Origin of the sequence: Parabacteroides sp. HGS0025, assembly GCF_000969845.1 — a bacterium.
GTDB lineage: Bacteria > Bacteroidota > Bacteroidia > Bacteroidales > Tannerellaceae > Parabacteroides > Parabacteroides gordonii.
In genome coordinates, this window is record NZ_KQ033903.1 from 670,646 (window position 1) to 694,320 (window position 23,675).

21 protein-coding genes are annotated in these 23,675 nt (G+C 45.6%); 17 read left to right on the top strand and 4 right to left on the bottom strand.

The window, feature by feature from the left end; all coding sequences use genetic code 11:
• Nucleotide 1: 1 nt before the first annotated feature.
• Entirely contained in the window at nt 2-1,099 is a 1,098-nt protein-coding gene (locus HMPREF1212_RS19765) for a PspC domain-containing protein (RefSeq protein ID WP_046150790.1), read from the top strand.
• A gap of 214 nt (nt 1,100-1,313) precedes the next feature.
• On the opposite strand, the gene HMPREF1212_RS19770 is transcribed toward HMPREF1212_RS19765, so the two are convergent.
• The 3 genes from HMPREF1212_RS19770 to HMPREF1212_RS19780 all read right to left on the bottom strand — a co-directional run bounded on the left by HMPREF1212_RS19770 (nt 1,314) and on the right by HMPREF1212_RS19780 (nt 3,542).
• Nucleotides 1,314-1,709 carry an HIT family protein gene (locus HMPREF1212_RS19770; RefSeq protein WP_046150791.1) on the bottom strand — a complete coding sequence of 132 codons (396 nt, stop codon included), beginning with the start codon at nt 1,707-1,709 and terminating at the stop codon, nt 1,314-1,316.
• An 11-nt stretch (nt 1,710-1,720) separates the two neighbouring features.
• Nucleotides 1,721-2,191 (bottom strand): transcription elongation factor GreA, encoded by a 471-nt coding sequence (gene greA / locus HMPREF1212_RS19775; protein WP_046150792.1) that lies wholly within the window; start codon nt 2,189-2,191, stop codon nt 1,721-1,723.
• A 193-nt stretch (nt 2,192-2,384) separates the two neighbouring features.
• On the bottom strand, nt 2,385-3,542 hold the full coding sequence (locus HMPREF1212_RS19780) for a TlpA disulfide reductase family protein (protein WP_028726458.1): 1,158 nt from the start codon (nt 3,540-3,542) through the stop codon (nt 2,385-2,387).
• 203 nt (nt 3,543-3,745) lie between these two features.
• On the opposite strand from HMPREF1212_RS19780, the gene pnp reads away from it, so the two are divergent.
• On the top strand, nt 3,746-5,977 hold the full coding sequence (gene pnp, locus HMPREF1212_RS19785) for a polyribonucleotide nucleotidyltransferase (RefSeq protein WP_046150793.1): 2,232 nt from the start codon (nt 3,746-3,748) through the stop codon (nt 5,975-5,977).
• A 239-nt stretch (nt 5,978-6,216) separates the two neighbouring features.
• On the opposite strand, the gene HMPREF1212_RS19790 is transcribed toward pnp, so the two are convergent.
• On the bottom strand, nt 6,217-7,857 hold the full coding sequence (locus HMPREF1212_RS19790) for a fumarate hydratase (RefSeq protein WP_028726460.1): 1,641 nt from the start codon (nt 7,855-7,857) through the stop codon (nt 6,217-6,219).
• Between the two features lie 124 nt (nt 7,858-7,981).
• On the opposite strand from HMPREF1212_RS19790, the gene HMPREF1212_RS19795 reads away from it, so the two are divergent.
• The 15 genes from HMPREF1212_RS19795 to HMPREF1212_RS19865 all read left to right on the top strand — a co-directional run bounded on the left by HMPREF1212_RS19795 (nt 7,982) and on the right by HMPREF1212_RS19865 (nt 23,531).
• Entirely contained in the window at nt 7,982-10,201 is a 2,220-nt protein-coding gene (locus tag HMPREF1212_RS19795) for a trypsin-like peptidase domain-containing protein (RefSeq protein WP_052725055.1), read from the top strand.
• A gap of 304 nt (nt 10,202-10,505) precedes the next feature.
• Complete coding sequence (locus HMPREF1212_RS19800) at nt 10,506-12,197, top strand: hypothetical protein (protein ID WP_028726462.1); 1,692 nt, start codon at nt 10,506-10,508, stop codon at nt 12,195-12,197.
• Nucleotides 12,198-12,395: 198 nt separating this feature from the next.
• Nucleotides 12,396-12,797 carry a hypothetical protein gene (locus HMPREF1212_RS19805; RefSeq protein WP_046150794.1) on the top strand — a complete coding sequence of 134 codons (402 nt, stop codon included), beginning with the start codon at nt 12,396-12,398 and terminating at the stop codon, nt 12,795-12,797.
• A gap of 125 nt (nt 12,798-12,922) precedes the next feature.
• Nucleotides 12,923-13,273 carry an NADH-quinone oxidoreductase subunit A gene (locus HMPREF1212_RS19810; RefSeq protein ID WP_046150795.1) on the top strand — a complete coding sequence of 117 codons (351 nt, stop codon included), beginning with the start codon at nt 12,923-12,925 and terminating at the stop codon, nt 13,271-13,273.
• Nucleotides 13,264-13,809: an NADH-quinone oxidoreductase subunit B gene (locus HMPREF1212_RS19815; protein ID WP_046150796.1), complete on the top strand. Its 546-nt coding sequence runs from the start codon at nt 13,264-13,266 to the stop codon at nt 13,807-13,809. Before HMPREF1212_RS19810 ends, HMPREF1212_RS19815 begins: the two co-directional genes overlap by 10 nt.
• Nucleotides 13,806-14,255, top strand: coding sequence for an NADH-quinone oxidoreductase subunit C (locus HMPREF1212_RS19820; protein ID WP_052725056.1), 450 nt, complete (start codon nt 13,806-13,808; stop codon nt 14,253-14,255). The genes HMPREF1212_RS19815 and HMPREF1212_RS19820 overlap by 4 nt, the downstream gene beginning before the upstream one ends.
• Before the next feature lie 26 nt (nt 14,256-14,281).
• Nucleotides 14,282-15,403 (top strand): NADH-quinone oxidoreductase subunit D, encoded by a 1,122-nt coding sequence (locus tag HMPREF1212_RS19825; protein WP_046150797.1) that lies wholly within the window; start codon nt 14,282-14,284, stop codon nt 15,401-15,403.
• A 13-nt stretch (nt 15,404-15,416) separates the two neighbouring features.
• Nucleotides 15,417-16,505: an NADH-quinone oxidoreductase subunit NuoH gene (nuoH, locus tag HMPREF1212_RS19830; RefSeq protein WP_046150798.1), complete on the top strand. Its 1,089-nt coding sequence runs from the start codon at nt 15,417-15,419 to the stop codon at nt 16,503-16,505.
• Between the two features lie 21 nt (nt 16,506-16,526).
• Entirely contained in the window at nt 16,527-17,015 is a 489-nt protein-coding gene (locus tag HMPREF1212_RS19835) for a 4Fe-4S dicluster domain-containing protein (RefSeq protein ID WP_046150799.1), read from the top strand.
• A complete protein-coding gene (locus HMPREF1212_RS19840) occupies nt 17,012-17,524 on the top strand; it encodes an NADH-quinone oxidoreductase subunit J family protein (RefSeq protein WP_046150800.1) in 513 nt (170 codons plus the stop codon). The genes HMPREF1212_RS19835 and HMPREF1212_RS19840 overlap by 4 nt, the downstream gene beginning before the upstream one ends.
• 4 nt (nt 17,525-17,528) lie before the next feature.
• Nucleotides 17,529-17,843 (top strand): NADH-quinone oxidoreductase subunit NuoK, encoded by a 315-nt coding sequence (nuoK, locus tag HMPREF1212_RS19845; RefSeq protein WP_046150801.1) that lies wholly within the window; start codon nt 17,529-17,531, stop codon nt 17,841-17,843.
• A gap of 5 nt (nt 17,844-17,848) precedes the next feature.
• Complete coding sequence (gene nuoL, locus HMPREF1212_RS19850; RefSeq protein ID WP_046150802.1) at nt 17,849-19,777, top strand: NADH-quinone oxidoreductase subunit L; 1,929 nt, start codon at nt 17,849-17,851, stop codon at nt 19,775-19,777.
• Between the two features lie 4 nt (nt 19,778-19,781).
• Nucleotides 19,782-21,293, top strand: coding sequence for a complex I subunit 4 family protein (locus HMPREF1212_RS19855; RefSeq protein WP_046150803.1), 1,512 nt, complete (start codon nt 19,782-19,784; stop codon nt 21,291-21,293).
• Between the two features lie 19 nt (nt 21,294-21,312).
• Nucleotides 21,313-22,728: an NADH-quinone oxidoreductase subunit N gene (locus HMPREF1212_RS19860; RefSeq protein ID WP_046150804.1), complete on the top strand. Its 1,416-nt coding sequence runs from the start codon at nt 21,313-21,315 to the stop codon at nt 22,726-22,728.
• Between the two features lie 155 nt (nt 22,729-22,883).
• Entirely contained in the window at nt 22,884-23,531 is a 648-nt protein-coding gene (locus HMPREF1212_RS19865) for a hypothetical protein (RefSeq protein ID WP_046150805.1), read from the top strand.
• Nucleotides 23,532-23,675: the final 144 nt, after the last annotated feature.

Below are 23,675 nucleotides of genomic sequence, written 5' to 3' on the forward strand. Positions count from 1 at the left end.
AATGAAGAAGACACTTACTGTTAATTTGGGAGGAACAGTTTTCCACATTGACGAAGACGCATATCAACTATTAGATAAGTATCTCTCGAACCTGCGCATACATTTCCGCAAAGAAGAGGGCTCTGAAGAAATTATGAACGATTTCGAAATGCGTATATCCGAGCTTTTCGGCGAACGGGTTCGTCTGGGTCACGAAGTGATCACGATCGAACATGTCGAAGAGGTGATCAACCGCATGGGGAAACCGGAAGAAATATTCGAAGAGGAAAAAAAGGAAGAAAAAGAGACTACGGGAAAACGTGTTTATCAGGAACAAGTAATCTCCGGTAAGAAAAAACTGATGCGCGACCCCGACAACCGCGTAATCGGCGGAGTTGCCGCCGGTATTGCCGCCTATATGGGTTGGGATGCCACAGCAGTCAGATTAGCGATGATCCTGCTGCTCTTCATTCCGTTCGTACACTGGATGGCTTTATTATACATTATACTCTGGTTGGTAATGCCGTTAGCAAAAACGGCAGCCGACCGGCTGATCATGCGGGGAAAAAGCGTCACGCTTGAAACGATCGGACAAACGGTTACAGACGGTTTCGAAAAAGTTTCAAACAATGTGAATGACTATATAAGTTCTGATAAACCCAGGAGTTTTTTTCAAAAAATAGCTGACCTGTTCGTCACAGTGTTCGGCTTCCTCTTAAAATTTGGAGCTGTCCTGGCTGGTATCATTTTACTGCCACCTCTCCTGCTGGTCGTATTTATATTGTTTGTTATAACAGTTGCCTTGATTGGAGGAGGGGCAGGAATATTATACCAACTTTCTCCTTTCGGAATGGACCTTTATAACGGAGTCCCTGTTTATATAGCGGTAATAGGCTGTATCGGCATCATCTTACTGATCGGAATACCTGCAATAGCACTGCTTTTCGCCATATTCGGACAATTATTCAATTTAAAACCGTTGCCCAATCCTGCAAAATGGACACTACTAGCCATCTGGGTACTTGCTCTTATTGGCTGCATTATTTATTTTGTAAACCTGGGATTACCGGCACTTAGTCCGTACCTATGGCACAATTCTAATTTTTCAATACATATATAGGGAGATTAAAGACTTTTGTTTATAAGTAAATGTGTGTTTAAAAAAAGAAGGCCGCTCTGTCTCAGAGGGGCCTTTCTTCTAAGGTTAACAAATTTATGAGTAAAAACCACTAATGAATCATTAAAAAAACCACTACTTCTGCAGTTCAAAAACTAAGCAGAAATAGTGGTTACAAATATACGTATTATTTTGAATAAAAAAAGACTTTACCCAATTATTTGTACGCTTTTCTTATCAAGGCGGCAATTGAAGCCAATTCTTCCTGGCTTATTGTCATTTTTTCACCGCCGAAGTACATATCCGATTCCTTGGTTATAGGGATCAGGTGAATATGGGCGTGAGGTACTTCCAACCCCATCACAGCCAACCCTACGCGCTTGCAGGGAATAGCAGCTTCCTGCGCACGGGCCACACGCTTGGCAAATGCCATCATTCGCCCTAATGATGCGTCTTCCACGTCAAAAATGTAATCAATTTCTTTCTTCGGAATCACCAATGTATGCCCTTTTGCAACCGGGTTGATATCCAGGAAGGCAAAGAACTCTTCGTCTTCCGCAACTTTATGACAAGGTATTTCACCAGCCACTATTCTACTGAATATTGTTGCCATATCTTATTGTATTAAATTGAAATTTCCATTATTTCGAAAGTCATCAAGCCTGACGGCACTTTGATTTCTACAACGTCACCAACTTTCTTACCCATCAGTCCCTGAGCGATCGGAGTACTGACAGAAATCTTACCTTCTTTCAGATTTGCTTCCGAATCAGAAACCAAAGTATATGTCATCACAGCGTTATTCTTTGTGTTCTTGATCTTTACTTTATTCAAAATCTGCACTTCGTTTGTTTGAACACGCGTTTCATCGATCAGACGCGCATTAGCCAACAGGCCTTTCAACTGAGACAACTTTGCCTCCATTATACCCTGAGCTTCTTTTGCAGCATCGTATTCTGCATTTTCAGATAAGTCTCCTTTATCTCTGGCTTCAGCAATCTGGGCAGAAATCTCCGGTCGTTTCACGGTTTCCAAATAGTTGATTTCAGCTAAAAGCTTATTGTAGCCGTCTTCTGTCATATAACTAACAGCCATACTAAATCCTCCTAATTATTGATTATTAAATTAATATTTATACCACATATAAAAAAAGAATCCCGACCAACAGCCTGGCCGGAACTCCTCTTTCTCTTTATTTTAGACTAGGCAAAGATAAGACATCTTTTCAGAATGTACAAACCCTTGCAAGTGCTTTAAAACATATAAATCTGATTACTAGCAAAATACATTAAAGTACAGCTTTCACATCGGCTTCCAGTGTTTTAGGATCATCCACACGCTTCACCAGGTTACCTTTGCGATCGAGTATGAAAATCGCCGGGAGTTGCTTCACATTATACAATCCGGCAATCTGCGAATAAACCGACTGCGGATCGCGCACTGTCACCCAAGGCAAATTCGAAGCTGCATTTTTCCAGAAGTGAGCATCAGAGTCCAGAGATATCTGGTAAATATCCAATCCCTGTCCGTGATACTTCGTATAAATCTCGCCTAATGCCATATTCAGTGCCGGCGACCATTCTGCCTGATAAGCCGTGAAGTTAATCACTACCGGTTTTCCTTCTGCCACACCCGACAACTTCACCACTTCCCCTTTCAGATTCGGCAATTCGATATCGAGGAAGCTTATTTCGGTTGTTTTCACATCATCAAAGTTCACCGGACGTTGTGCGCGAAGCACTTTCATAGATTGCAATGTCAAGTTGTACAGATGTTTGGAACGCGGGCTACCCGGATAGAAATGATCGTAGCTGGTCGCTACCGCACCATAGGCTTTCACATCATTCCTGTCGTATAAGTCAAAGAACAATAAACCGTCAATTTGCTGGAATAATGCAAAGTAGGCAGCTGTAGACATCGGAGCCGAATAAATATATTTACGGGCTACCTCCTTATATGCCTCTGCTGTTTCCAGCATCTTTGCACGATAAGTCGTATCCGCTATATGCTTATCTTCGTATTCCTTACGCAATCTGCCGATCGCCTGATTTGCATCCAGCTGTGCCAGCGTGATCGCTTTGATCGCCTTGGAGTTCTCAGAACCTTCTACCGTATAGGAAGTTGCAAATGTCCCCGCATCGGCAGCGATAGTAACCGTTTCAACCGAGTCGATCGCAAAATTGATCAACTGATTATTCAACCGCAAGCGGTAAAAATCAGGAAATCCCGGACGTTTATGATTAAATTTAAATTTGCCGGCAGCCGTCAGTTTGACAGAGTCAAGAGTTTCGACATTCGATATACCCACATTCTCCAGGTACATGGTCTGCCCATCAGCTCCGGACACCACACCTTTCACTGTAAAATCGGATGCATTGTTACATGCAGTGAACAACAGCATACATATTCCGATAACAAGCAGTAACTGCGCAGATATTTGTTTCATTCTTTCTTCTTTACAATGTTCGTAATTCCGATGCAAATATACATTATTTTACAATTGTGGCACTATTATTCTCAAAATCTTCCCTTTATTTTTATAAAAAAGAACTTTTCTGATGTTTTTTATTTTCATTTTCATGCATTTACAGGTAAACTTTCATTACATTTGCACCAATTTTTACAGATAGAAAAATAAGAAAGAAGATTATGCTTAATCCAATTAACAAGACGATCGAGTTGGCTGATGGAAGAACCATCACCATCGAGACCGGGAAGTTGGCAAAACAGGCGGACGGTGCGGTTACCGTTCGTATGGGCAACACAGTGTTGCTGGCTACTGTTTGTGCCGCAAAAGATGCAAATCCCGGTGTTGACTTTATGCCGCTGCAAGTTGAATACAAAGAAAAGTACTCCTCATTTGGCCGTTTCCCCGGAGGTTTCACAAAAAGAGAAGGAAAGGCTTCTGACTATGAAGTCCTTACATCACGCCTGGTTGACCGCGTGTTGCGTCCGTTATTTCCGGACAACTACCATGCTGAAGTATATGTAAACGTTATATTGTTTTCTTCTGACGGCGAAGACATGCCGGATGCACTGGCCGGTTTAGCCGCTTCTGCAGCCTTGGCTGTTTCAGATATTCCTTTCAACGGTCCGATCTCCGAGGTGCGTGTAGCACGTGTCGATGGTAAATTCATTATCAACCCGACATTCTTAGAATTGGAAAAAGCAGATATCGATATGATGGTTGGTGCAACTATCGACAACATCATGATGGTGGAAGGTGAGATGTCTGAAGTACAGGAATCTGAAATGCTTGAAGCCATTAAGGTTGCTCACGAGGCGATTAAAATACAGTGCCAGGCACAGATCGAACTGTCTGAAGCTTGCGGCAAGCTGGTAAAACGTGAATATTGCCATGAAGTAAACGATGACGAATTACGTAAGGATGTACACGACAAATGTTTCGCTAAAGCATATGCTGTTGCGACATCAGGTACAGACAAACACCAGCGTCACGATGCTTTCGAGGCAATCGTAGAAGAATATAAAGCCAACTTCTCTGAAGAAGAACTGGCTGAAAAGGCTGAAATGATCGGCCGTTACTACCACGATGTAGAAAAAGAAGCTATGCGTCGTGCAATCCTCGACGAAGGTAAACGTCTGGACGGCCGTAAGACAACTGAGATCCGTCCGATCTGGATCGAAACAGATTATCTTCCGGGACCTCACGGTTCAGCAGTCTTCACTCGTGGTGAAACTCAGTCACTGACAACTGTTACGCTTGGTACCAAAGCCGACGAAAAAATGGTTGACGACGTACTGAACCACAGCAAAGAACGTTTCCTTTTACACTATAACTTCCCTCCGTTCTCTACCGGTGAAGCAAAAGCTCAGCGTGGTGTAGGACGTCGCGAAATAGGTCACGGAAACCTGGCCCACCGTGCATTGAAGCGTATGATACCGGAAGATTACCCTTACGTTATCCGCGTAATCTCTGACATCCTCGAATCAAACGGTTCTTCTTCTATGGCAACAGTTTGTGCAGGTACGCTGGCTCTGAGAGATGCCGGTGTTCCGATGAAGAAACCGGTATCAGGTATCGCAATGGGGTTGATCTCTGAAAACAAAGGTCAGAACTATGCTATCCTTTCCGATATCTTAGGAGACGAAGACCACCTGGGAGATATGGACTTCAAGGTAACAGGTACAAAAGACGGTATCACTGCTACTCAGATGGACATCAAGGTAGACGGACTGTCATACGAAATCCTTGAAAACGCATTAGCTCAGGCAAGAGAAGGCCGTATGCACATCTTAGGTAAGATCATGGAAGCTCAACCGGCAACCCGTGAAGATCTGAAACCGCATGCACCTCGTATCGAAACGATGATGATCGGTAAAGAATTCATCGGAGCCGTAATCGGCCCGGGCGGAAAGATCATCCAGGGTATCCAGGAAAAGACCGGTGCTGTTATCACGATCGAAGAAGTTGACGGATTTGGTAGAATCGAGATTTCAGGAACAAACAAAGATACTATCGATGCTGCTATCAGAGCAATCAAAGGTATCGTTGCCGTTCCGGAAGTAGGCGAAGTATACGAAGGAAAGATCTCTTCTATCATGCCTTACGGTGCATTCGTTGAATTCATGCCGGGCAAAGACGGTCTGCTTCATATCTCTGAAATCGACTGGGCTCGTCTGGAAACAGTAGAACAGGCTGGTTTGAAAGAAGGCGATACGATCCAGGTTAAGCTGGTAGACATCGACGCAAAGACCGGTAAGTTCAAACTTTCACGCAAGGTATTGTTGCCGAAGCCGGAAGGTTACGAAGAACGTCCGCCGAGACCAGAAAGAGGCCTGAGACCAGAACGTGGCGACCGCGGTGACCGTGGCCCTCGTCAGGATCGGGGAGATCGCAATAACCGTGGCGATCGTTAATAAACGACTTTCTTATACATTATATAAAGAGCTATCCGCAATTCGGGTAGCTCTTTTTTTACCTCGTTCCATTAAACCTGCTTGCTCACAATTATCAGCAAGCCTGTCGATGATTATGGGTAAACCTGTCGATAATTATCAACAAGCTTGCCCATAATCATCGACAGCAAAATACAATAAAGAAAAAACCTGCTCCTTTAACAGAGAACAGGTTTCTTACCTCTTATAATTAATTGTTTTTATTTACTGCAAGAGCAACGCGGTTTCAATTGTTTGAAGAAATCGTTTCCTTTATCGTCAACCAGGATGAAGGCCGGGAAATCTTCTACTTCGATCTTCCAGATTGCTTCCATTCCCAGTTCAGGATATTCCAGACATTCTACCTTCTTGATACTTTCCTGTGCAAGGATAGCAGCCGGGCCACCGATACTTCCCAGGTAGAAACCACCATGTTTCTGGCAAGCGTCTGTTACCTGCTGGCTACGGTTACCTTTAGCGATCATAATCATGCTACCGCCGTTGTCCTGGAACAGGTCGACATATGAGTCCATACGACCCGCAGTTGTCGGGCCAAACGAACCGGAAGCCATTCCAGCCGGAGTCTTGGCCGGGCCTGCATAATAAATAGGATGATCTTTGATATACTGAGGCAGACCTTCCCCCTTATCGATACGTTCTTTCAGTTTTGCGTGAGCGATGTCGCGGCCCACCACGATTGTACCGCTCAAAGAAAGGCGGGTTGAAACCGGATATTTGGTCAGTTCTTTCAGGATATCTGCCATCGGTTGGTTCAGATTGATCTTAACTGCGTTACCTTCACCGGCTTTACGTAATTCTGCAGGGATCAGACGGCCTGGGTTAGAATCCATCTTTTCGATCCAGATACCATCTTTATTGATCTTACATTTAATATTACGATCCGCAGAGCAGGAAACACCCATACCCACCGGACAAGAAGCACCGTGACGGGGCAGACGAACGATACGTACGTCGTGTGCATAATATTTACCACCGAACTGAGCGCCCAGACCAATGTTGTGAGCAGCTTCCAATACTTGCTTTTCAAGTTCGATATCACGGAAAGCACGTCCGCCTTCGTTGCCGCTTGTTGGCAAATTGTCATAATAATGAGTAGAAGCCAGCTTAACAGTCAGCAGGTTCTTTTCTGCTGAAGTACCGCCGATAACGAATGCAATATGATAAGGAGGGCAAGCAGCCGTTCCTAATGTCTTCATCTTTTCAACCAGGAAAGGAACCAGAGTTGTCGGATTCAGGATCGCTTTTGTTTCCTGGAACAAATAAGTCTTGTTGGCAGAACCACCGCCTTTTGCTACACAAAGGAATTTATACTCCATACCTTCAGTTGCTTCCAGGTCGATCTGTGCAGGCAAATTACATTTTGTATTTACCTCGTCATACATATTCAACGGAGCATTCTGAGAATAACGCAGGTTTTCTTCTGTATATGTTTTGTAAACACCCAACGACAACGCTTCTTCATCGCAATAACCTGTCCAGACATGCTGGCCTTTTTCACCGTGGATGATCGCTGTACCTGTATCCTGACAGAAAGGAAGCTGGCCTTTGGCTGAAACTTCGGCATTACGAAGGAAAGTCAGGGCAACAAATTTGTCGTTGTCGCTGGCTTCCGGATCACTCAGGATCTTAGCAACCTGTTCGTTGTGTTCGGGACGAAGCATAAAAGCCACATCACGGAAAGCAGCGTTAGCCATTGCCGTAAGTCCTTCTTTTGCAATTTTCAGCATCGGTTGTCCTTCAAATTCGGATACCGACACATAATCTTTTGTAAGCAGATAATACTCTGTAGTATCCGGTCCCAGTGGGAACGGTTCCTGATACTTGAAAGGAGGTGTTGCCATATCTTTATTATTTAATTATGTAATATTGGTTTTATAATTCAAGAATGATCCGTTTTCGCATGGCAAACTTAGATAAAAATCACGAAATACGGGAGAGGTTTTGAAAAGAAAAACATATATTTGCATGAATATGAAAAAGCTTACCATATTTTTCACATTGTGCCTGCTCATAACCAACCATTTGACAGCACAGATAAGTCACGGAGGCAAACCACTTCCGATGACGGAAATCAACACCCGCTCCGGTAGCATATTCAAAGAAATGCCATCCTTTGATATAAAAGAGCAACTACGTATCGACTCCCTAAATGAAAGTGATTTGCGCAGTGGTTATCACTTTGCCTATAAGTTTATGACGGACTTTACACCGGAAAATTCGGGTACTCGCTTTACACTGGGGGATGGTACTCGGGTATGGCGTCTGGGTATACGCTCAGCCGGGGCTTACTCTATTAATGTATTATTCTCGGAATATGAAGTGCCGGAAGGTGCCCGGCTTTTCCTTTATAATCCTGATCAGACACATATATTGGGTTCATTCAACCAGCTTAATAATTCGGAACTGGGATTATTGCCTGTTGCACCGGTGAAGGGAGACAAATTGATCATCGAATACCAGGAACCGGCAAATGCTCCGTTTCACGGAAAGTTAAAGGTTGGCGAAGTAAACCATGATTATCGGGGATTTAAAAGATATGAGCCCAAAGGAGAAGATCCTTTTTTATGGTGCATGAAACCATTGGTCTACCTGCAAGAGGAAACAGATAAATATGACGAGATCGGGCGAAGCATCATTCTGATCGTTATCAATGGAGAAACAGCTTGTACGGGTACATTAATTAATAATACGGAAAATGACGGTAAACCTTATATTCTGACAGCCTCCCATTGCCTGAACGATCGATTTCAGATTCAACCTGACTATGAACAAGTAGCAGGCAATATCGTTACCTTTTTCAATTATGAAAGTCCGCTTTGTGACCCCGTTATGAGAGGCACAGAAGAAATGTCAATGGCATCAACTCTTTTCAGGGCGACCAATGAAAATACAGACATGGCATTACTAGAACTAATAGAAACTCCACCAGTTTACTATCAGCCTTATTATGCTGGATGGAATGCAAAGAATCAGGGAACTGCGCCTTATATCAGTATACATCATCCAAAGGCATCCGTAAAAAGATTTGCAAAAGCAGAAAGTGTTGTATTAACTTCTTTTTCTTTTTTTGAGAAGAATGGACACTGGCATGTCAAGGAATGGGCAGAAGGAAGTACACAGGACGGCTCTTCTGGTTCTGCCTTATTCGACAACAACAATCAGATAATCGGAGGACTTTCCGGAGGAGGAGCAAGTTGTTCACAGCCATACGACGATTACTATTTCGCATTAGCCAAAAGCTGGGATTTTTCCTCTGATGCCGACAAACAATTAAAAGCATGGCTCGACCCTGCCAGCCGAAACAAAGAACTTACCTGTAATGGCCTCGACCCTTATAGTACCACACCCGCTATCCGCCTGAGTAACATTAGTGAAAGCGGTAAAACAAGCACGATAGAAACGACAGCCCTCCCCTCACCCGGAACAGGGCCGGCTTTCGGAAACAACTCATTAGGCATGACCGAGTTTGCAGAGATTTACAAAACGACTGGCGATGCGACTGTTTTCGGCACTTATATAGTCAATCCGGCTATCAGCGACTCTAAAAACATCGACATAGAAATAACCGTTTACAGTGGCTCCGACAAACCGGAAAGGCTTTTACACTCCGAATCATTCCAACCGAAATTCACAACGTTTGAGAAAGAAGACTTCGAAAGTGTTTCCAAGCCATTGAACCGCGATCAGGAATCATTTATTACATTTTCCGAACCGGTAGCGGTGTCCGGAACTTTCTTTGTCGGATACAGAATCAAGTCTTCTACAGAGAATGTTTCCTTCTCGGCATTCAACCTTCCGAAAGGAGAAACCACCAAGAACACCACATGGATCAATTATAAAGGGCAATGGATAGAGGCAACCGCTCACCCGGCATCACCGATGAGCACATCCTTGTTTGTGGATCCGGTCATTCAGTATAACACGGCATCAGCCAATGCTTCGATCGAAAAAAGTAATCCTATCCGTATCTTTATGGGGGCAAATCCCGGAACAGTTCATGTCCTGCTACCGGAAGATATCCGGCAAGCCCGGTATACTTTATTCACGGCAGATGGAAAAACATTGCAGGGCGGCACGGTCTACGCCGGGCAAAATACAGTGACAACACCCTCTGCCACAGCAGGGATCTATCTGATACAGGTTACTTACAATAATGAAAGTTTCACGCAAAAGATATTATTTTAATCAAAAATACACAATAAGTGAGTCGAAAATACCAGATTGTTGTATGATCAAAGACAAAGCAAATACAAAAAATTAACCTAATTACATCGGAGTGGTCGCCTTAAGAAAGGCCATAAATACTACTATTTGCATCCATTTCAGCCAAAAAGAGGTTGCCGATTCATTAATAAGTATTAATTAGAAAGATTTTATTGTATCTTTGCTATTCATAACAAAAAAATGCTTTAGTTTTGCACTTTGATGGCTAAGGGACAATTGAAAGTGAATATATAAACATAGTAACATTTTAAACTTACATCAAATTATGAACAAAAAGTTTTTATTGTCATTCTTCGTAATGGCAGCAATTTTAACCCTTTCTTCTTGTTCTAACAAGTTGAAACCGCTAGCTGAAGAGTATATCAAAGCTGAGCCGCAGCCGCTAGAGGCTATCGGAGGCAAAGTTCCGGTAACTATCAACGCAACATTCCCTGCAAAATGGTTCAACAAAAAAGCTGTTGTAACAGTAACTCCGGTTCTTCGTTACGCAGGTGGTGAAGCATGGGGAACATCTTACACTTACCAAGGTGAAAAAGTAAAAGGCAACAATCAGGTTATTGCACAGAAAGAAGGTGGCAACGTAACTATGAAGTCTGCATTTACTTACAAACCGGAAATGAAGAAATCTGAATTGTATTTGACTTTCGACGCAAAGATCAAGAACAAAACAGTTAAATTGCCGGACGTAAAAATCGGTGAAGGTGTAATCGCTACTTCTGAACTGGCTGACGCTGCTACTGCAACTGCTGCTATCGCTGCTGACAAATTCCAGCGCATCATCAAAGAAGCTCACGATGCAAACATCATGTTCCTTATCCAACAGGCTGAATTGCGCGCTAAAGAGTTGAACTCTGACGCAATCAAAGAATGGAAAGAACTGGTTAAAAACGCTGACGAAGCTCCTAATCAGAACGTAGCAATCGAAATCTCTGCTTATGCATCTCCTGATGGTGGTGTTAAGTTGAACACAGGTCTGGCAGAAAGACGTGAAGGTAACACTTCTAAATATCTGAACAAAGAGTTGAAGAAAATGAAAGTTGACGCTCCGGTTGACGCTCGTTACACTGCTCAGGACTGGGAAGGTTTCAAAGAATTGGTATCTGCTTCTAACCTGCAGGACAAAGACCTCGTATTAAGAGTTATCTCTATGTATCAGGATCCTGAAACAAGAGAAAAAGAAATCAAAAATATCTCTGTTGTTTATTCTGACCTGGCTGAAACTATCTTACCTCAGTTGCGTCGTTCTCGTTTGACTGCTAACATCGAAATCATCGGTAAGTCTGACGACGAAATCAGCGCATTGGCTAAGAGCAATCCTTCAGAACTGAACATCGAAGAAATTCTGTATGCTGCTACTCTGACTAACAACGATGCTGAAAAGATGGCTATCTATACAAAAGCTTCTGAATTGTATCCTAACTGCTACCGCACTTGGAACAACATCGGTATGATGGCGTTCAAGGCTGGTGACCTGGCTAAGGCAGAACAGATGTTCAACAAGTCTAACTCTGTTAAAGCTAACAACGAAGCTAACATGAACTTAGGTCTTATCGCTCTTACTAAGGGTGACCAAGCTAAAGCTCAGCAATTGTTCGGTAACGCTGCTGGTGTAGCTGAATTAGGCGAAGCTCTGGGTGTTCTTTACCTGGAACAAGGCGAATATGCTAAGGCTGTTAACTCTTTCGGTTCAGTTAAGACAAACAACGCTGCTTTGGCTCAGTTGTTAGTTAAGGATTATAGCAAAGCTTCTCAGACTTTGAACGCTGTTGCTAACCCTGACGCTACTACTTCTTACCTGAAGGCTGTTGTTGCAGCTCGTACAAACGATGCAAACGCAGTTATCAGCAACCTGAAAGCTGCTATCGCTGCTGACAAAGCTATGGCTAAAGAAGCTGCTATCGATCTGGAATTTGCAAAATATGCAACTAACGCAGATTTCGCTAGCTTAGTTAAGTAAGTAAGTTTACAACCTACATACCAAAGGCTGCTTCCATACGGAGGCAGCCTTTATTTTTTAATGCATAACTGCCAAAAGTCCGAAACAAACAGGACATAAATATGGTTCTTATTATATAATTTAAGACAAAATGTTTTGTCATTTTGCCAACCTTTTACACCTTTGCGTGCTAATTTAAATAAACAGACGTTTTACCAGATGAAAGGATTACTATCTATACTTGTTTTTATATCTCTGATACTGCTAGGTACTCAGGATGTTACAAGCATAGACACCTGTATTCCGGATGGAAGCGTACAGATAAGCTCTGCCGAAAAAACCATTAAAGACAGAGCCTTACAGCAGCAACATGAGTTAATATTCGACCTGGCGGAGAATTGTAACTATGTACATATCCTATCCAAACTGTCGCGGGAAAGAAGTAACTCAAACAATTCACTGCGTCTGGAAAACAAATCGCATTCGGATCGATTCCTGAAAGAGTTCAATTTACGTCAACGTACCAGTGAACTGATATCGACCTTACAAATTATTGATGCATCATCCCTTCATTACCGCTTCGCGCATTTTATCTACGAACTGCGAAGGATTATCATTTGAATCTATTCCTTACTGACATCTTATAAGCTATTCCTGTAGACAGGAACGGCACAAATTACTATTGCCGGAAACGCTCACCCTTGCCCGGCAACAGGTTATCTACTTTTAATTAATTCATAACAGATATGGGAGCTATATCAATTTTACTAATGCTGTTCGCCGGCATTGGCTTTGCCGGCTTGGCTATCGGAGTAGGCAAACTAGTGTCAACGAAACGCAGCAATCCTATCAAAGGAGAAGCATACGAATGCGGACTTCCCACGGAAGGAACCTCATGGGGACAGTTCAATGTCGGCTATTATCTTTTCTCCTTGTCATTTCTCATCTTCGATGTGGAAATGGTATTCCTTTATCCCTGGGCCGTCACACTGAAGGAAGTGGGGGCTCCGGCACTGGTCGAGATTATCTTTTTTATGCTATTCCTGTTCATGGGATTGCTTTACGCATTTAAAAAGAAAGCATTACAATGGAAATGAAGAAAGATTTTTTACCCGAGATACCGGAAGAATTCCGGGAGAACCTGGGACGGAATGTCATGGTCACGACCATTGACAAGATAGCCGGATGGGCACGAAGCAATTCACTCTGGCCGTTGACTTTCGGTACGAGTTGCTGTGCAATCGAAATGATGAGTGCCGCATCCGCCAAATACGACTGGTCGCGCTTCGGCTTCGAGGTGGCACGTGCTACGCCACGCCAGGCCGACCTGATCATTGTAGCCGGTACGATCACCAGCAAGATGGCGCCTGTACTACGTCGCCTGTACGACCAGATACCGGAACCCAAATATGTGATTGCGATGGGTGCCTGTACAATAACCGGCGGGCCATTTGCCAAAGACAGTTATACCGTTGTGCGTGGTGTGGATAAAATCGTTCCGGTAGATGTCTATATCCCCGGTTGTCCTCCCCGCCCGGAAGCCTTACTACAGGGAATGATGGCGTTACAACAAAAGATAAAGTTGCAGAGAGCATATGTCATAGAAAAACCTAAAGATGAACCGGAATTATGAACAAAGAAGAATTGACAACATTACTCACCCATCGTTTCGAGGGGAAAGAGATAGGGGAAAGCTTCGGACTTCCGGCTTTGACAGTCGATAAAGAAGAGCTTTTGAACACCGCCCGCCTGCTAAAAAAAGATGAAGCACTCGGCTTTAACCAATTGGTTTGCGAAACGGTTACAGACCGCACCGGTTATTTCGAACTGGTTTGTCATCTGCGTGCCGTAGGGAAAGGGCATGAAATGATCCTCAAAACACAAGTAGGAAGGGAAGCGACTCCCCTCCTGCCCTCGCTTTACGAATTATGGCAGGCTGCGGAATTGTTTGAAGACGAGATATACGACCTGTTCGGTATCCGTTTTGAGAATCACCCGAACCTGCGCAGACTGTTCCTCGACGAGGATTTCGAAGGTTATCCGCTGCGGAAGGATTTTGTGAATACGCTGGATTTGTAAGCTACACCATTTAATCGGTATTAATCATGGACAAATATATAGAAATAACACCTGACGAATCGGAAGGTTTCATCATCAACATAGGGCCGCAGCACCCATCTACACACGGTGTGCTTCGCCTGCGTACCCAGCTGGATGGTGAGACGATCCTGAATATGAATCCGCATCCGGGTTATATTCACCGGGGCATCGAAAAGATGTGCGAATCGTTGGGATACAAGCAATTTATCTATCTGACGAGTCGGATGGACTATCTCTCAGCCCACATGAACAATCAGGCCTGTGCTCTCTGCATCGAAAAGGGAGCCGGACTTGAAGTTCCGGAGCGTGCGCAGGTGATCAGGGTTATCATGGCGGAATTACAACGTCTCGCCTCGCACCTGCTCTGGTGGGGCTGTATGGGATTGGATATGGGAGCCGTTTCTCCCTTCTTCTATGCTTTCCGCGAACGGGAAATGATACTCGAGATCTTTGAAGAGACAGGCGGCAACCGGTTGACGATGAATTACATCACACCGGGAGGCATCATGCAGGACCTGCATCCCGATTTTGTACGTAAAGTAAAGGAAGTCATGGCCTCTTTAAAGAAGCATGAACATGAATACGGCGAGTTGCTGACCGGCAATATCATCTTCCGCAAACGTCTGGAAGGTGTCGGTGTGCTGACTCCTGAACTGGCCATATCGCTGGGTTGTACAGGGCCGGTGGCAAGAGGTTCCGGCATTTCGTGCGACGTACGTAAACATGCACCGTACGATGCTTATAGCCAGGTAGAGTTCAAGGAGATCCTCTTCCCGGGCGGAGATTGCATGAACCGTTATATGGTTCGGATGGAGGAAATGAAAGAGTCTATCTCTATTATCGAACAGCTGATCGACCGTATACCGGAAGGATCTTTCCGGAATAAACCTAAAGGGATGCTGAAGCTTCCCGAAGGAGAATATTACCAAAGGGTAGAGACGGCACGCGGCGAACTGGGTGTATACATCGTTGCCGACGGCACTGCAAAACCTTGGCGTGTGAAGTTCCGCACCCCTAACTTCAGTAACCTGACGGCACTCAAACCCTTATCAATAGGATCGAAGGTTGGAGACCTGGTAGCCATCATGTCGACACTCGATCTGATTATCCCTGATATTGACAGATAAAACACTAAAAGAAATGACAAGTTTACAAATAGATTTTACAGGTCTTACCCAATGGATCGGGCAAACACTGTCCGACTATCTGTCGCCAGGCTGGGCACTGACTGTCGAGTTGATCCTCGCAGCTCTCGCCCTCATCGTGATGATCGTAGTCCTGGTTATTCTGATGATCTACGCAGAACGAAAGATCGCCGGCTTCATGCAACTCCGCCTCGGGCCAATGCGTGTAGGCTGGTGTGGTTCGGTTCAGGCCATTGCCGATGTACTGAAACTGCTCCTGAAAGAGTGCGTTACACCGTTCAAAGCAGATAAGTTCCTCTTTGCCCTCGCACCATTCATCGTACTGACCACCAGCTTCCTGGCTTTGGTTCCATTCTCTTATTCACCGGGGCTGCAACTGTGGGATATTAATATCGGGGTACTTTACATAACCGCCGTCTCTTCCATCAGCGTGATCGGGGTGATGATGGCCGGATGGGCTAGTAACAATAAATACTCGCTGTTGGGAGCCATGCGAAGCGGTGCGCAGATTGTCAGCTATGAACTATCGGTCGGCATGTCGCTGATCGCCGTGATCGCCATGAGCGGATCGCTGTCTATTCTCGACATTATAAACTCACAGGCTGACGGCTGGTGGATATACAAGGGACATATCCCGGCGATCATCTCCTTTATGATCTTCATCATCGCCTCAACAGCCGAACTGAACCGTGCCCCCTTCGACCTGGCGGAAGCCGAACAAGAGCTGACCGCCGGGTTCCATACCGAATACTCGGGTATGCAGTTCGCCATGTTCTTCCTTTCGGAATACACCAATATGCTGATCGCTTCGATGATGGCGGCAACAGTATTCTTCGGAGGCTGGCAACCGCTTTACATTCCGGGGCTCGACGGCTTCAATGCTGTCATGGATTATATACCGGGATTCATCTGGTTCTTCGGAAAAGTATTCTTTGTGGTGTTCCTGATCATGTGGTTCCGCTGGACATTTCCCCGTATCCGTATCGATCAGCTGCTTCGCCTGGAATGGAAATATCTCCTGCCGATCAGTATTGTCAATGTGCTTATTGCAGCTACTGTTGCCGTATTTGAATGGTATATATAAACAAAGAAAGGAGACTTGAACATGAATAAATGCATTAACTATATATATTCTATCGGCGCTGCCATCGGATCGCTCGGTAAAGGAATGTTTCGTACATTCAGCAGTTTGATACATCCCACCCGGATACTTACACAGCAATATCCGGAAAACAGGGAAACGACACTCTATATCCCGGAGCGCTTCGAGGGAGAATTACACCTGATAGAGGACGAGAACGGCAAACTGAAATGCACCGCCTGTACACTTTGTCAGACCGCCTGTCCGAACGACACGATCCGCATTGAAGTGGAGAAGGTAACTACTCCCGAAGGAAAGACCAAGCGTGTACTCAGCCGCTACATTTACGACCTGGGACGCTGCACTTTCTGCGGCCAATGCGTGGACTCCTGCAACTTCGGGGCACTGGAGATGACAAACCATTTTGAGAATAGTGAATATGACAAACGGAAACTGGTGAAGCTACTCAACGCACATCACCTGCCCGATAACAGAAAGGAGGAACAAGCATGAATGCCGAAGCAATTCTATTTTACGTACTTTCAGCAGGAATACTCACACTGGGTGCCCTCTGTGTCTTTAGCCGGAGCATCTTCCGGTCGGCTGTCTTCCTGCTACTCTGCCTGATAGGGATAGCGGGATTGTATATCATGATGGAGATAAACTTCGTAGCCGCCTTGCAGATCATGATCTATGTGGGAGGTATCGTGGTACTGATCATCTTCTCCATCTTCCTGACGCACAATACAGGTTCGAAGCTGCCATTGCCTATTCCCCGAAGGATGTTCTGGGCGCTGTTTTTACCCTTCACCGGTTTTATGCTGGTGTTGTGGGTATTGCTGCACCATCCGTTCCGGTCGGAAACGATCTCCCCGAAGATTCTGGACATCCATGAGATCGGACACCAGTTATTCAATCTCAATGAGTACGGCTACATCTATCCGTTCGAAATAGTCAGTGTCTTACTGCTGGCAGCTTTGATCGGAAGTATTGTAATTGCACAGAGTAATAAAAAGAAATAAGATTATGGAACAAATACCTCTTTCACATATACTGATATTGAGTTCGGCACTCTTCTTCCTGGGAGCTTACGGCTTCTTTGCCCGCCGGAACCTGATCACAGTCCTGATGTCGACCGAGTTGATTCTGAACAGTGTGAACATCAACTTCGTGGCATTCAACAAATATCTTTATCCCGAGCAACTCGAAGGCGTCTTCTTCACGCTCTTCATCATCATTGTTGCCGCCGCCGAGGTGTCGCTTTCAATTGCGATCATTATCAACCTCTACCGGAAGTTCAAGACCATAGATATCGATGACACAACGACAATGAAATACTGACCGATATGAATAATTACGAACTATATACGGGATCGATCCTCTTACTGCCGCTGGCCGGATTTATTATCCTGTCACTGACCGGCAAACGATTTGCTCCCCGCGGAGCCGGTATACTGGCGACCGTGTTACTGGCATTTACCACACTCTTGTCATGGATAGTGGCTTATGGCTATTTCTTTGAGTTCGGCAAACGGAGCGGTATCTACCAGCCCTGCCGGCTGATGGACTTCCAGTGGCTACCTTTTACCGATACGCTCTCGATCAATGTCGGAATGACCCTGACGCCGATCATCGCCATGATGCTGATCGTTATTTCTACAGTCTCCCTGCTTGTCCACTTATACAGCATCAGCTATATGAAAGGGGAAGAACGACCGGGCAGTTATTTCGCTTACCTGCAACTGTTCACATTCTCCATGCTGGGGTTGGTGATGGCCTTCAATATCTTCCAGGTCTATTTCTTCTGGGAATTGGTAGGTGTCTCTTCCTTCCTGCTGATCGGGTTTTATTTCAAACTGCCTGCGGCTATTGCAGCAGCTAAGAAAGCATTTATCGTCACCCGCTTTGCCGACCTGGGATTCCTGATCGGTATCCTGATGCTTGGCGCAGGAGCAGGTTCATTCGATATAGAGCAGATCATCAGTCGCCTGACCGATCCCGGATCGCCCTACCTGACAGCTTTCACGAGTGGTTCTTTCCTGGGATTCTCCACACTGACATGGGCATTGCTGCTTGTCTTTGCGGGCGGAGCAGGCAAATCGGCCGTCTTTCCACTGCATGTATGGCTACCGGATGCGATGGAGGGACCAACACCTGTCAGTGCCTTGATCCATGCGGCCACGATGGTGGTTGCCGGTGTCTTTCTGGTGGCACGTTTGTTTCCGGTATATGCCATTTCCGCTCCTGCAGCCCTGGAAGTGATAGCGATACTAAGTGCTTTCACGGCTTTGTTTGCGGCAGTGATAGCTTGTACACAGACTGAATTGAAGAAAGTGCTGGCTTACTCCACAATCTCGCAGATCGCCTATATGTTGCTGGCTCTGGGTGTTGCCGGATGGGGACGGGAAGCGGCTGAAGGTTATACGGCTTCCATGTTCCACCTGTTCACACATGCCTTCTTCAAAGCGGCTCTCTTCCTTTGTGCCGGAGTTATCATCCATATCGTTCATTCCGGAAAACTGGAAGATATGGGAGGACTGCGGAAGCGGTTGCCTGTTACGCATATTGCTTTTCTGCTGGCGGCTTTGTCTATCTCCGGGTTTCCTTTCCTGTCGGGTTTCTTCAGCAAGGAGGCTATTCTGGCAGCAGCCTGGGTACATCATCCGGTCTTATATACCGTTGCCTTGATCACCAGTGGATTGACTGCTTTCTATATGTTCCGTATCTATTTCCTTGTCTTCTTTAATAAGAAGGCGACAGAAGAAAAGGCGCACGAACCCTGGCAGATGGCTTTACCGCTGATCGTGCTGACCATCGGCAGCGTATTTGCCGGATATATTCCCTTCGGAGAACTGGTGAGTGCAAATGAATTGCCATTCGAGCTGCATGTGAGCGTGCAGTCAAGCATACTGCCTGTTTCAGCGGCACTGGCCGGAATACTGGTTGCCGCCTTATTCTACGCTGTCCGCAACGACAGACCGGCAGCCTTTGCCAAGGGGCTTGGTCACTTCTACCGGTGGGCCTACCACAAGTTCTATGTAGATGCGATCTATCTTTTCTTCGCCAAACAGGTGATGGATAAGGGCTTCGGGGGATTATTCTCGTACATCGACACACACGTCATACAGGGCGGACTCAGCGAGCTGGCAGACGGCACCTATTCGTTCAGCATACTGATCAAACGAATGCAGTCCGGACGTATCCAGACGTATGCATTCTTCTTCCTCGGAGGAATTCTTCTAATGGCCATATTGCTAATCATTCAATACATTTGATAAGATGGACTTACTAACAATACTTTTACTCATACCCGGCATTACGCTCATCTTGCTATTCATCGTCAGGAAGGAGGAGCTTATCCGGACAGTGGCTACAATCGGAGGAGCTATCCAGTTACTCTTTACGATCTTTCTGGCCTATTGTTTTATACGGGAGAAAATAACAACGGGCAATACCAGTGCCTTGCTCTTTTCCGACTCGTTCAATTGGTTCGAACCGCTGAACATTAACTTCAGCTATGGCATCGACGGTATCTCACTTCTGATGATACTGCTTACTGCACTGGTGGTATTCAGCGGCGTACTGGTGTCCGGGAATATCCGGGAGCAGTCCAAAGAGTTCTATGTCTTACTCACGTTGCTGGGCTTCGGTGCGTATGGCTTCTTCATTGCAACAGACCTGTTTATGCTTTTCTTCTTCCTTGAGATAGCTGTTATTCCCAAATACCTGCTGATCGGTATATGGGGTTCGGGAGCCCGCGAGAAGAATGCCATGAAACTAGCCCTGATGCTGATGGGAGGATCGGCGTTGGTCTTTATCGGCATTGTCATGCTCTACTTCTTTAGCGGAGACTTTTCCGGCAACTACACCTGGAATCTCCATGAGCTGGCTCAAACGCATCTGCCCCTCTATATCCAACGTCCTTTATATCTACTGACATTTATCGGCTTCGGTGTCTTTACAGCACTGTTCCCCTTCCATTCCTGGGCGCCCGACGGACACTCGTCGGCTCCTACTGCCGCCTCCATGTTCCTGGCCGGTGTTTCCATGAAACTGGGAGGATACGGCTGCTTGCGGGTAGCAACCTTTTTGTTTCCGGAGGCTGCCGATGAGCTATCGTGGATATTCATTATCCTGGCCTCGACGGCCATACTCTACGGGGCGATCGTTACCCTGAGGCAGAAAGACTTAAAGTATATGAATGCCTTCTCCTCTGTCAGCCATTGCGGATTCGTCATACTGGGTATTGCCATGCTTACCCGGACGGCCATTACAGGGGCGGTGATGCAAATGGTCTCACATGGGATAATGACGGCCCTCTTCTTCGGCGTGATCGGCATGATCTATCAACGGACGCACACCCGGCAGATCAGTGAGTTAGGGGGAGTGCTTTACCAAGCACCTTTTATCGGCTCGGCTTTTCTGATAGCAGGGCTTTGTTCACTGGGCTTACCGGGCATGAGCGGGTTCGTTTCTGAAATGACGATCTTTGTCGGTTCCTGGGAACGGACAGGAGTATTCTACCGGGTGGCAACCTTGATTGCCTGCTCATCGATCGTGATTACGGCCGTCTACATCCTGCGTGCAGTTGGCTCGGTTATCTGGGGAGAAGTACGTAACAAGGCTGTCCGGACAATGACAGATGCAACCCCTGCGGAAAGACTGGCTTCAGTCCTGCTGATAGCAGCTATCTTCCTGATCGGTACATGTCCTTTCTGGGTGATCCGTTTAATTGACAGTGACAGCCTGGCAATTGCCCAACGGCTGCTGACACAGGCTTTTCAGTATTAACTTATTAAACTAAATGATTATGAGTACCGAACTCTTCACCATATTACGATTCGAACTGATCGTTTGTGTCCTGATCTTTCTCTTGTTGGTAATGAAACTGATGGATGCGGATCAATCGTGCAAACGATTACTTCGGGTAGTCAATTTCCTTCTGTTCATCAACTTCGCAGCAAGCTTCCTGCATATACCGGACGCAACACTGTTCGACGGCTTCTTCCGGACTAACGACCTGATCGAACTGGAAAAGACGATCCTCAACCTGGGTGTTCTGCTGATCCCGGTGCTGGCTTCCCGGTGGCTTTACAAACATGCGGAGATCAGTATCGAATTCTATATCTTGATGCTCAGTAGCTTACTGGGTGGTTTTATCACCCTGTCGAGCGGACATGTGCTGATGTTATACCTGGGGATAGAAATATCGACCATCCCTATCGCAGCGCTGGCGAACTTCAACAAACACGAACGACGTTCGTCCGAAGCGGGCATTAAGTTCATCCTCTCTTCGGCATTCTCTACCGGAATGCTGCTGTTTGGTATCTCCCTGCTGTATGGTGCATACGGAAACCTCAGCTTCGACTACCTGCAGGCCAACCTGACCCCAAACCTGCTGACATTACTGGCATTTGCCTTTATGATGGGTGGTTTCTTCTTTAAGATGTCGGCCGTACCTTTCCATCTGTGGGCTGCCGATGTGTACGAAGGGGCTCCGATGGCGGTGACCAGTTATCTGTCGGTCGTATCCAAATGCTCTATTGTCTTTGTATTTGTCTCCATACTGATGACGGTATTCCAGCATCTGTCCGGTGAATGGCTCGAGATCATCTCGGTAGTCGCCATCCTTAGTATGACAGTCGGTAACCTGTTCGCCATGCGCCAGCAGAACCTGAAACGTCTGCTGGGGTTCTCGTCTATCTCACAGATCGGATTTGTACTGGTAGGTATCACGGGTAACAGCATCCTCGGTCTTGACTCCACGCTTTACTTCATGTTGATCTATGTATTGAGTAACATTTGTTTCTTCGGAGTACTCGGAGCAGTGGCCGACGCTACCGGCAAGGAAGACCTGAATTCATTCAAAGGCTTTTACCGTACGAACCCGTTCCTGGCTTTGATGATGGGGGTCAGCCTGCTCTCATTGGCGGGTGTCCCTCCCACTTCCGGGTTCTTCGGTAAGTTATTCCTGCTGGCTTCCGCAATGGGTGACCGGATGTATATCCTGATCGCATTTGCCGGGGTCAACCTGGTTCTTTCGCTCTATAACTATCTGCGTGTTATCAAATATATCTTTATCGATACACCGGAAGAGCGGTTATGTGTTGGCAGAACAAGCGTCATGACAATTACGCTGGCATTTTGCTGTATCGCTATCCTCTCCATAGGATTCATCTCCTCCGTCTACCAGTATATCGACTGGGCGGGAAAGCTGACATTCTAACCGGATAGAAAAAGAAAAGGCTGATAAGGATACGGATTTCTTATCAGCCTCTTTTTATGTCCTAAAATATACCTGTATCCTATCGGAATGACCCATAAATAGTTTATATTTACAGCAGGAAACAAATGGATCAGAAACCACTTAATAGACTAGTTATGAAACGAATTCTACTCTTTTGCCTGATTTGTATCGTGCATACTACCGCCCTTGTTGCTCAGATAGACAGTACACAATTTCTGTTGAAAGGTTTTCAGGATGGATACGTCTTTTACAAAGACGGCCGTCAATTCCAGGTTCCGATGAACTATAGCTTGCTGATCAAGAAATTCCTCTTTCTTGACCCAAACGATAATAACAACATAAAAGAATTCCTCGAACCGGAGATGGTCGCAACGATCAAGATCGGGGACAGGATCTTCCTGCCTACCAAAGACGGAGCCACGGAAGTGCTGCAAATGAATCCTCCTCTTTTCGTCCAATACAAAGGTTCGATGCGTTGGGAAGGGAAACAGGTTGGATACGGTGGACGTTCGGAAACCTCGGCCGTAGAGTCTTATTCCACCTTCCAGGCCGGAGCCACCGTACATAAACTGGAAACAGAAAAACTTATCCTAACCAGCATATTCAAGATATTTCGTATCGAACGAGGTAGCAAACAATATCGTTTCTCCAGCGAGAAACAATTCCTGAAAGCTTATCCGGAACATAAAGAGGTATTAAGGAAATACATTAAAGACAATGATATAAACTTTGAAGTAATAGAGGATGTGTTGCAGGTTTACAACCATGCGGCGACCTTGTAGAATGTTTTACCGGTTAAAATTCCCCACTTCTTTTATTCATGTGGGGAATATCCCCCACAACAACGGGGAATGTTCCCCACTGCAATGGGGATAAACTCCCACTGCAGTGGGGAAATCTAAATTAAGCTTTGCAATCAACATGGG

Bases quoted from the DNA above. Each gene is read 5' to 3' on its own strand.
- HMPREF1212_RS19765 (WP_046150790.1), top strand. From the start codon at position 2: ATGAAGAAGACACTTACTGTTAATTTGGGAGGAACAGTTTTCCACATT.
- HMPREF1212_RS19770 (WP_046150791.1), bottom strand. From the start codon at position 1,709: ATGGCAACAATATTCAGTAGAATAGTGGCTGGTGAAATACCTTGTCAT.
- greA (WP_046150792.1), bottom strand. From the start codon at position 2,191: ATGGCTGTTAGTTATATGACAGAAGACGGCTACAATAAGCTTTTAGCT.
- HMPREF1212_RS19780 (WP_028726458.1), bottom strand. From the start codon at position 3,542: ATGAAACAAATATCTGCGCAGTTACTGCTTGTTATCGGAATATGTATG.
- pnp (WP_046150793.1), top strand. From the start codon at position 3,746: ATGCTTAATCCAATTAACAAGACGATCGAGTTGGCTGATGGAAGAACC.
- HMPREF1212_RS19790 (WP_028726460.1), bottom strand. From the start codon at position 7,857: ATGGCAACACCTCCTTTCAAGTATCAGGAACCGTTCCCACTGGGACCG.
- HMPREF1212_RS19795 (WP_052725055.1), top strand. From the start codon at position 7,982: ATGAATATGAAAAAGCTTACCATATTTTTCACATTGTGCCTGCTCATA.
- HMPREF1212_RS19800 (WP_028726462.1), top strand. From the start codon at position 10,506: ATGAACAAAAAGTTTTTATTGTCATTCTTCGTAATGGCAGCAATTTTA.
- HMPREF1212_RS19805 (WP_046150794.1), top strand. From the start codon at position 12,396: ATGAAAGGATTACTATCTATACTTGTTTTTATATCTCTGATACTGCTA.
- HMPREF1212_RS19810 (WP_046150795.1), top strand. From the start codon at position 12,923: ATGGGAGCTATATCAATTTTACTAATGCTGTTCGCCGGCATTGGCTTT.
- HMPREF1212_RS19815 (WP_046150796.1), top strand. From the start codon at position 13,264: ATGGAAATGAAGAAAGATTTTTTACCCGAGATACCGGAAGAATTCCGG.
- HMPREF1212_RS19820 (WP_052725056.1), top strand. From the start codon at position 13,806: ATGAACAAAGAAGAATTGACAACATTACTCACCCATCGTTTCGAGGGG.
- HMPREF1212_RS19825 (WP_046150797.1), top strand. From the start codon at position 14,282: ATGGACAAATATATAGAAATAACACCTGACGAATCGGAAGGTTTCATC.
- nuoH (WP_046150798.1), top strand. From the start codon at position 15,417: ATGACAAGTTTACAAATAGATTTTACAGGTCTTACCCAATGGATCGGG.
- HMPREF1212_RS19835 (WP_046150799.1), top strand. From the start codon at position 16,527: ATGAATAAATGCATTAACTATATATATTCTATCGGCGCTGCCATCGGA.
- HMPREF1212_RS19840 (WP_046150800.1), top strand. From the start codon at position 17,012: ATGAATGCCGAAGCAATTCTATTTTACGTACTTTCAGCAGGAATACTC.
- nuoK (WP_046150801.1), top strand. From the start codon at position 17,529: ATGGAACAAATACCTCTTTCACATATACTGATATTGAGTTCGGCACTC.
- nuoL (WP_046150802.1), top strand. From the start codon at position 17,849: ATGAATAATTACGAACTATATACGGGATCGATCCTCTTACTGCCGCTG.
- HMPREF1212_RS19855 (WP_046150803.1), top strand. From the start codon at position 19,782: ATGGACTTACTAACAATACTTTTACTCATACCCGGCATTACGCTCATC.
- HMPREF1212_RS19860 (WP_046150804.1), top strand. From the start codon at position 21,313: ATGAGTACCGAACTCTTCACCATATTACGATTCGAACTGATCGTTTGT.
- HMPREF1212_RS19865 (WP_046150805.1), top strand. From the start codon at position 22,884: ATGAAACGAATTCTACTCTTTTGCCTGATTTGTATCGTGCATACTACC.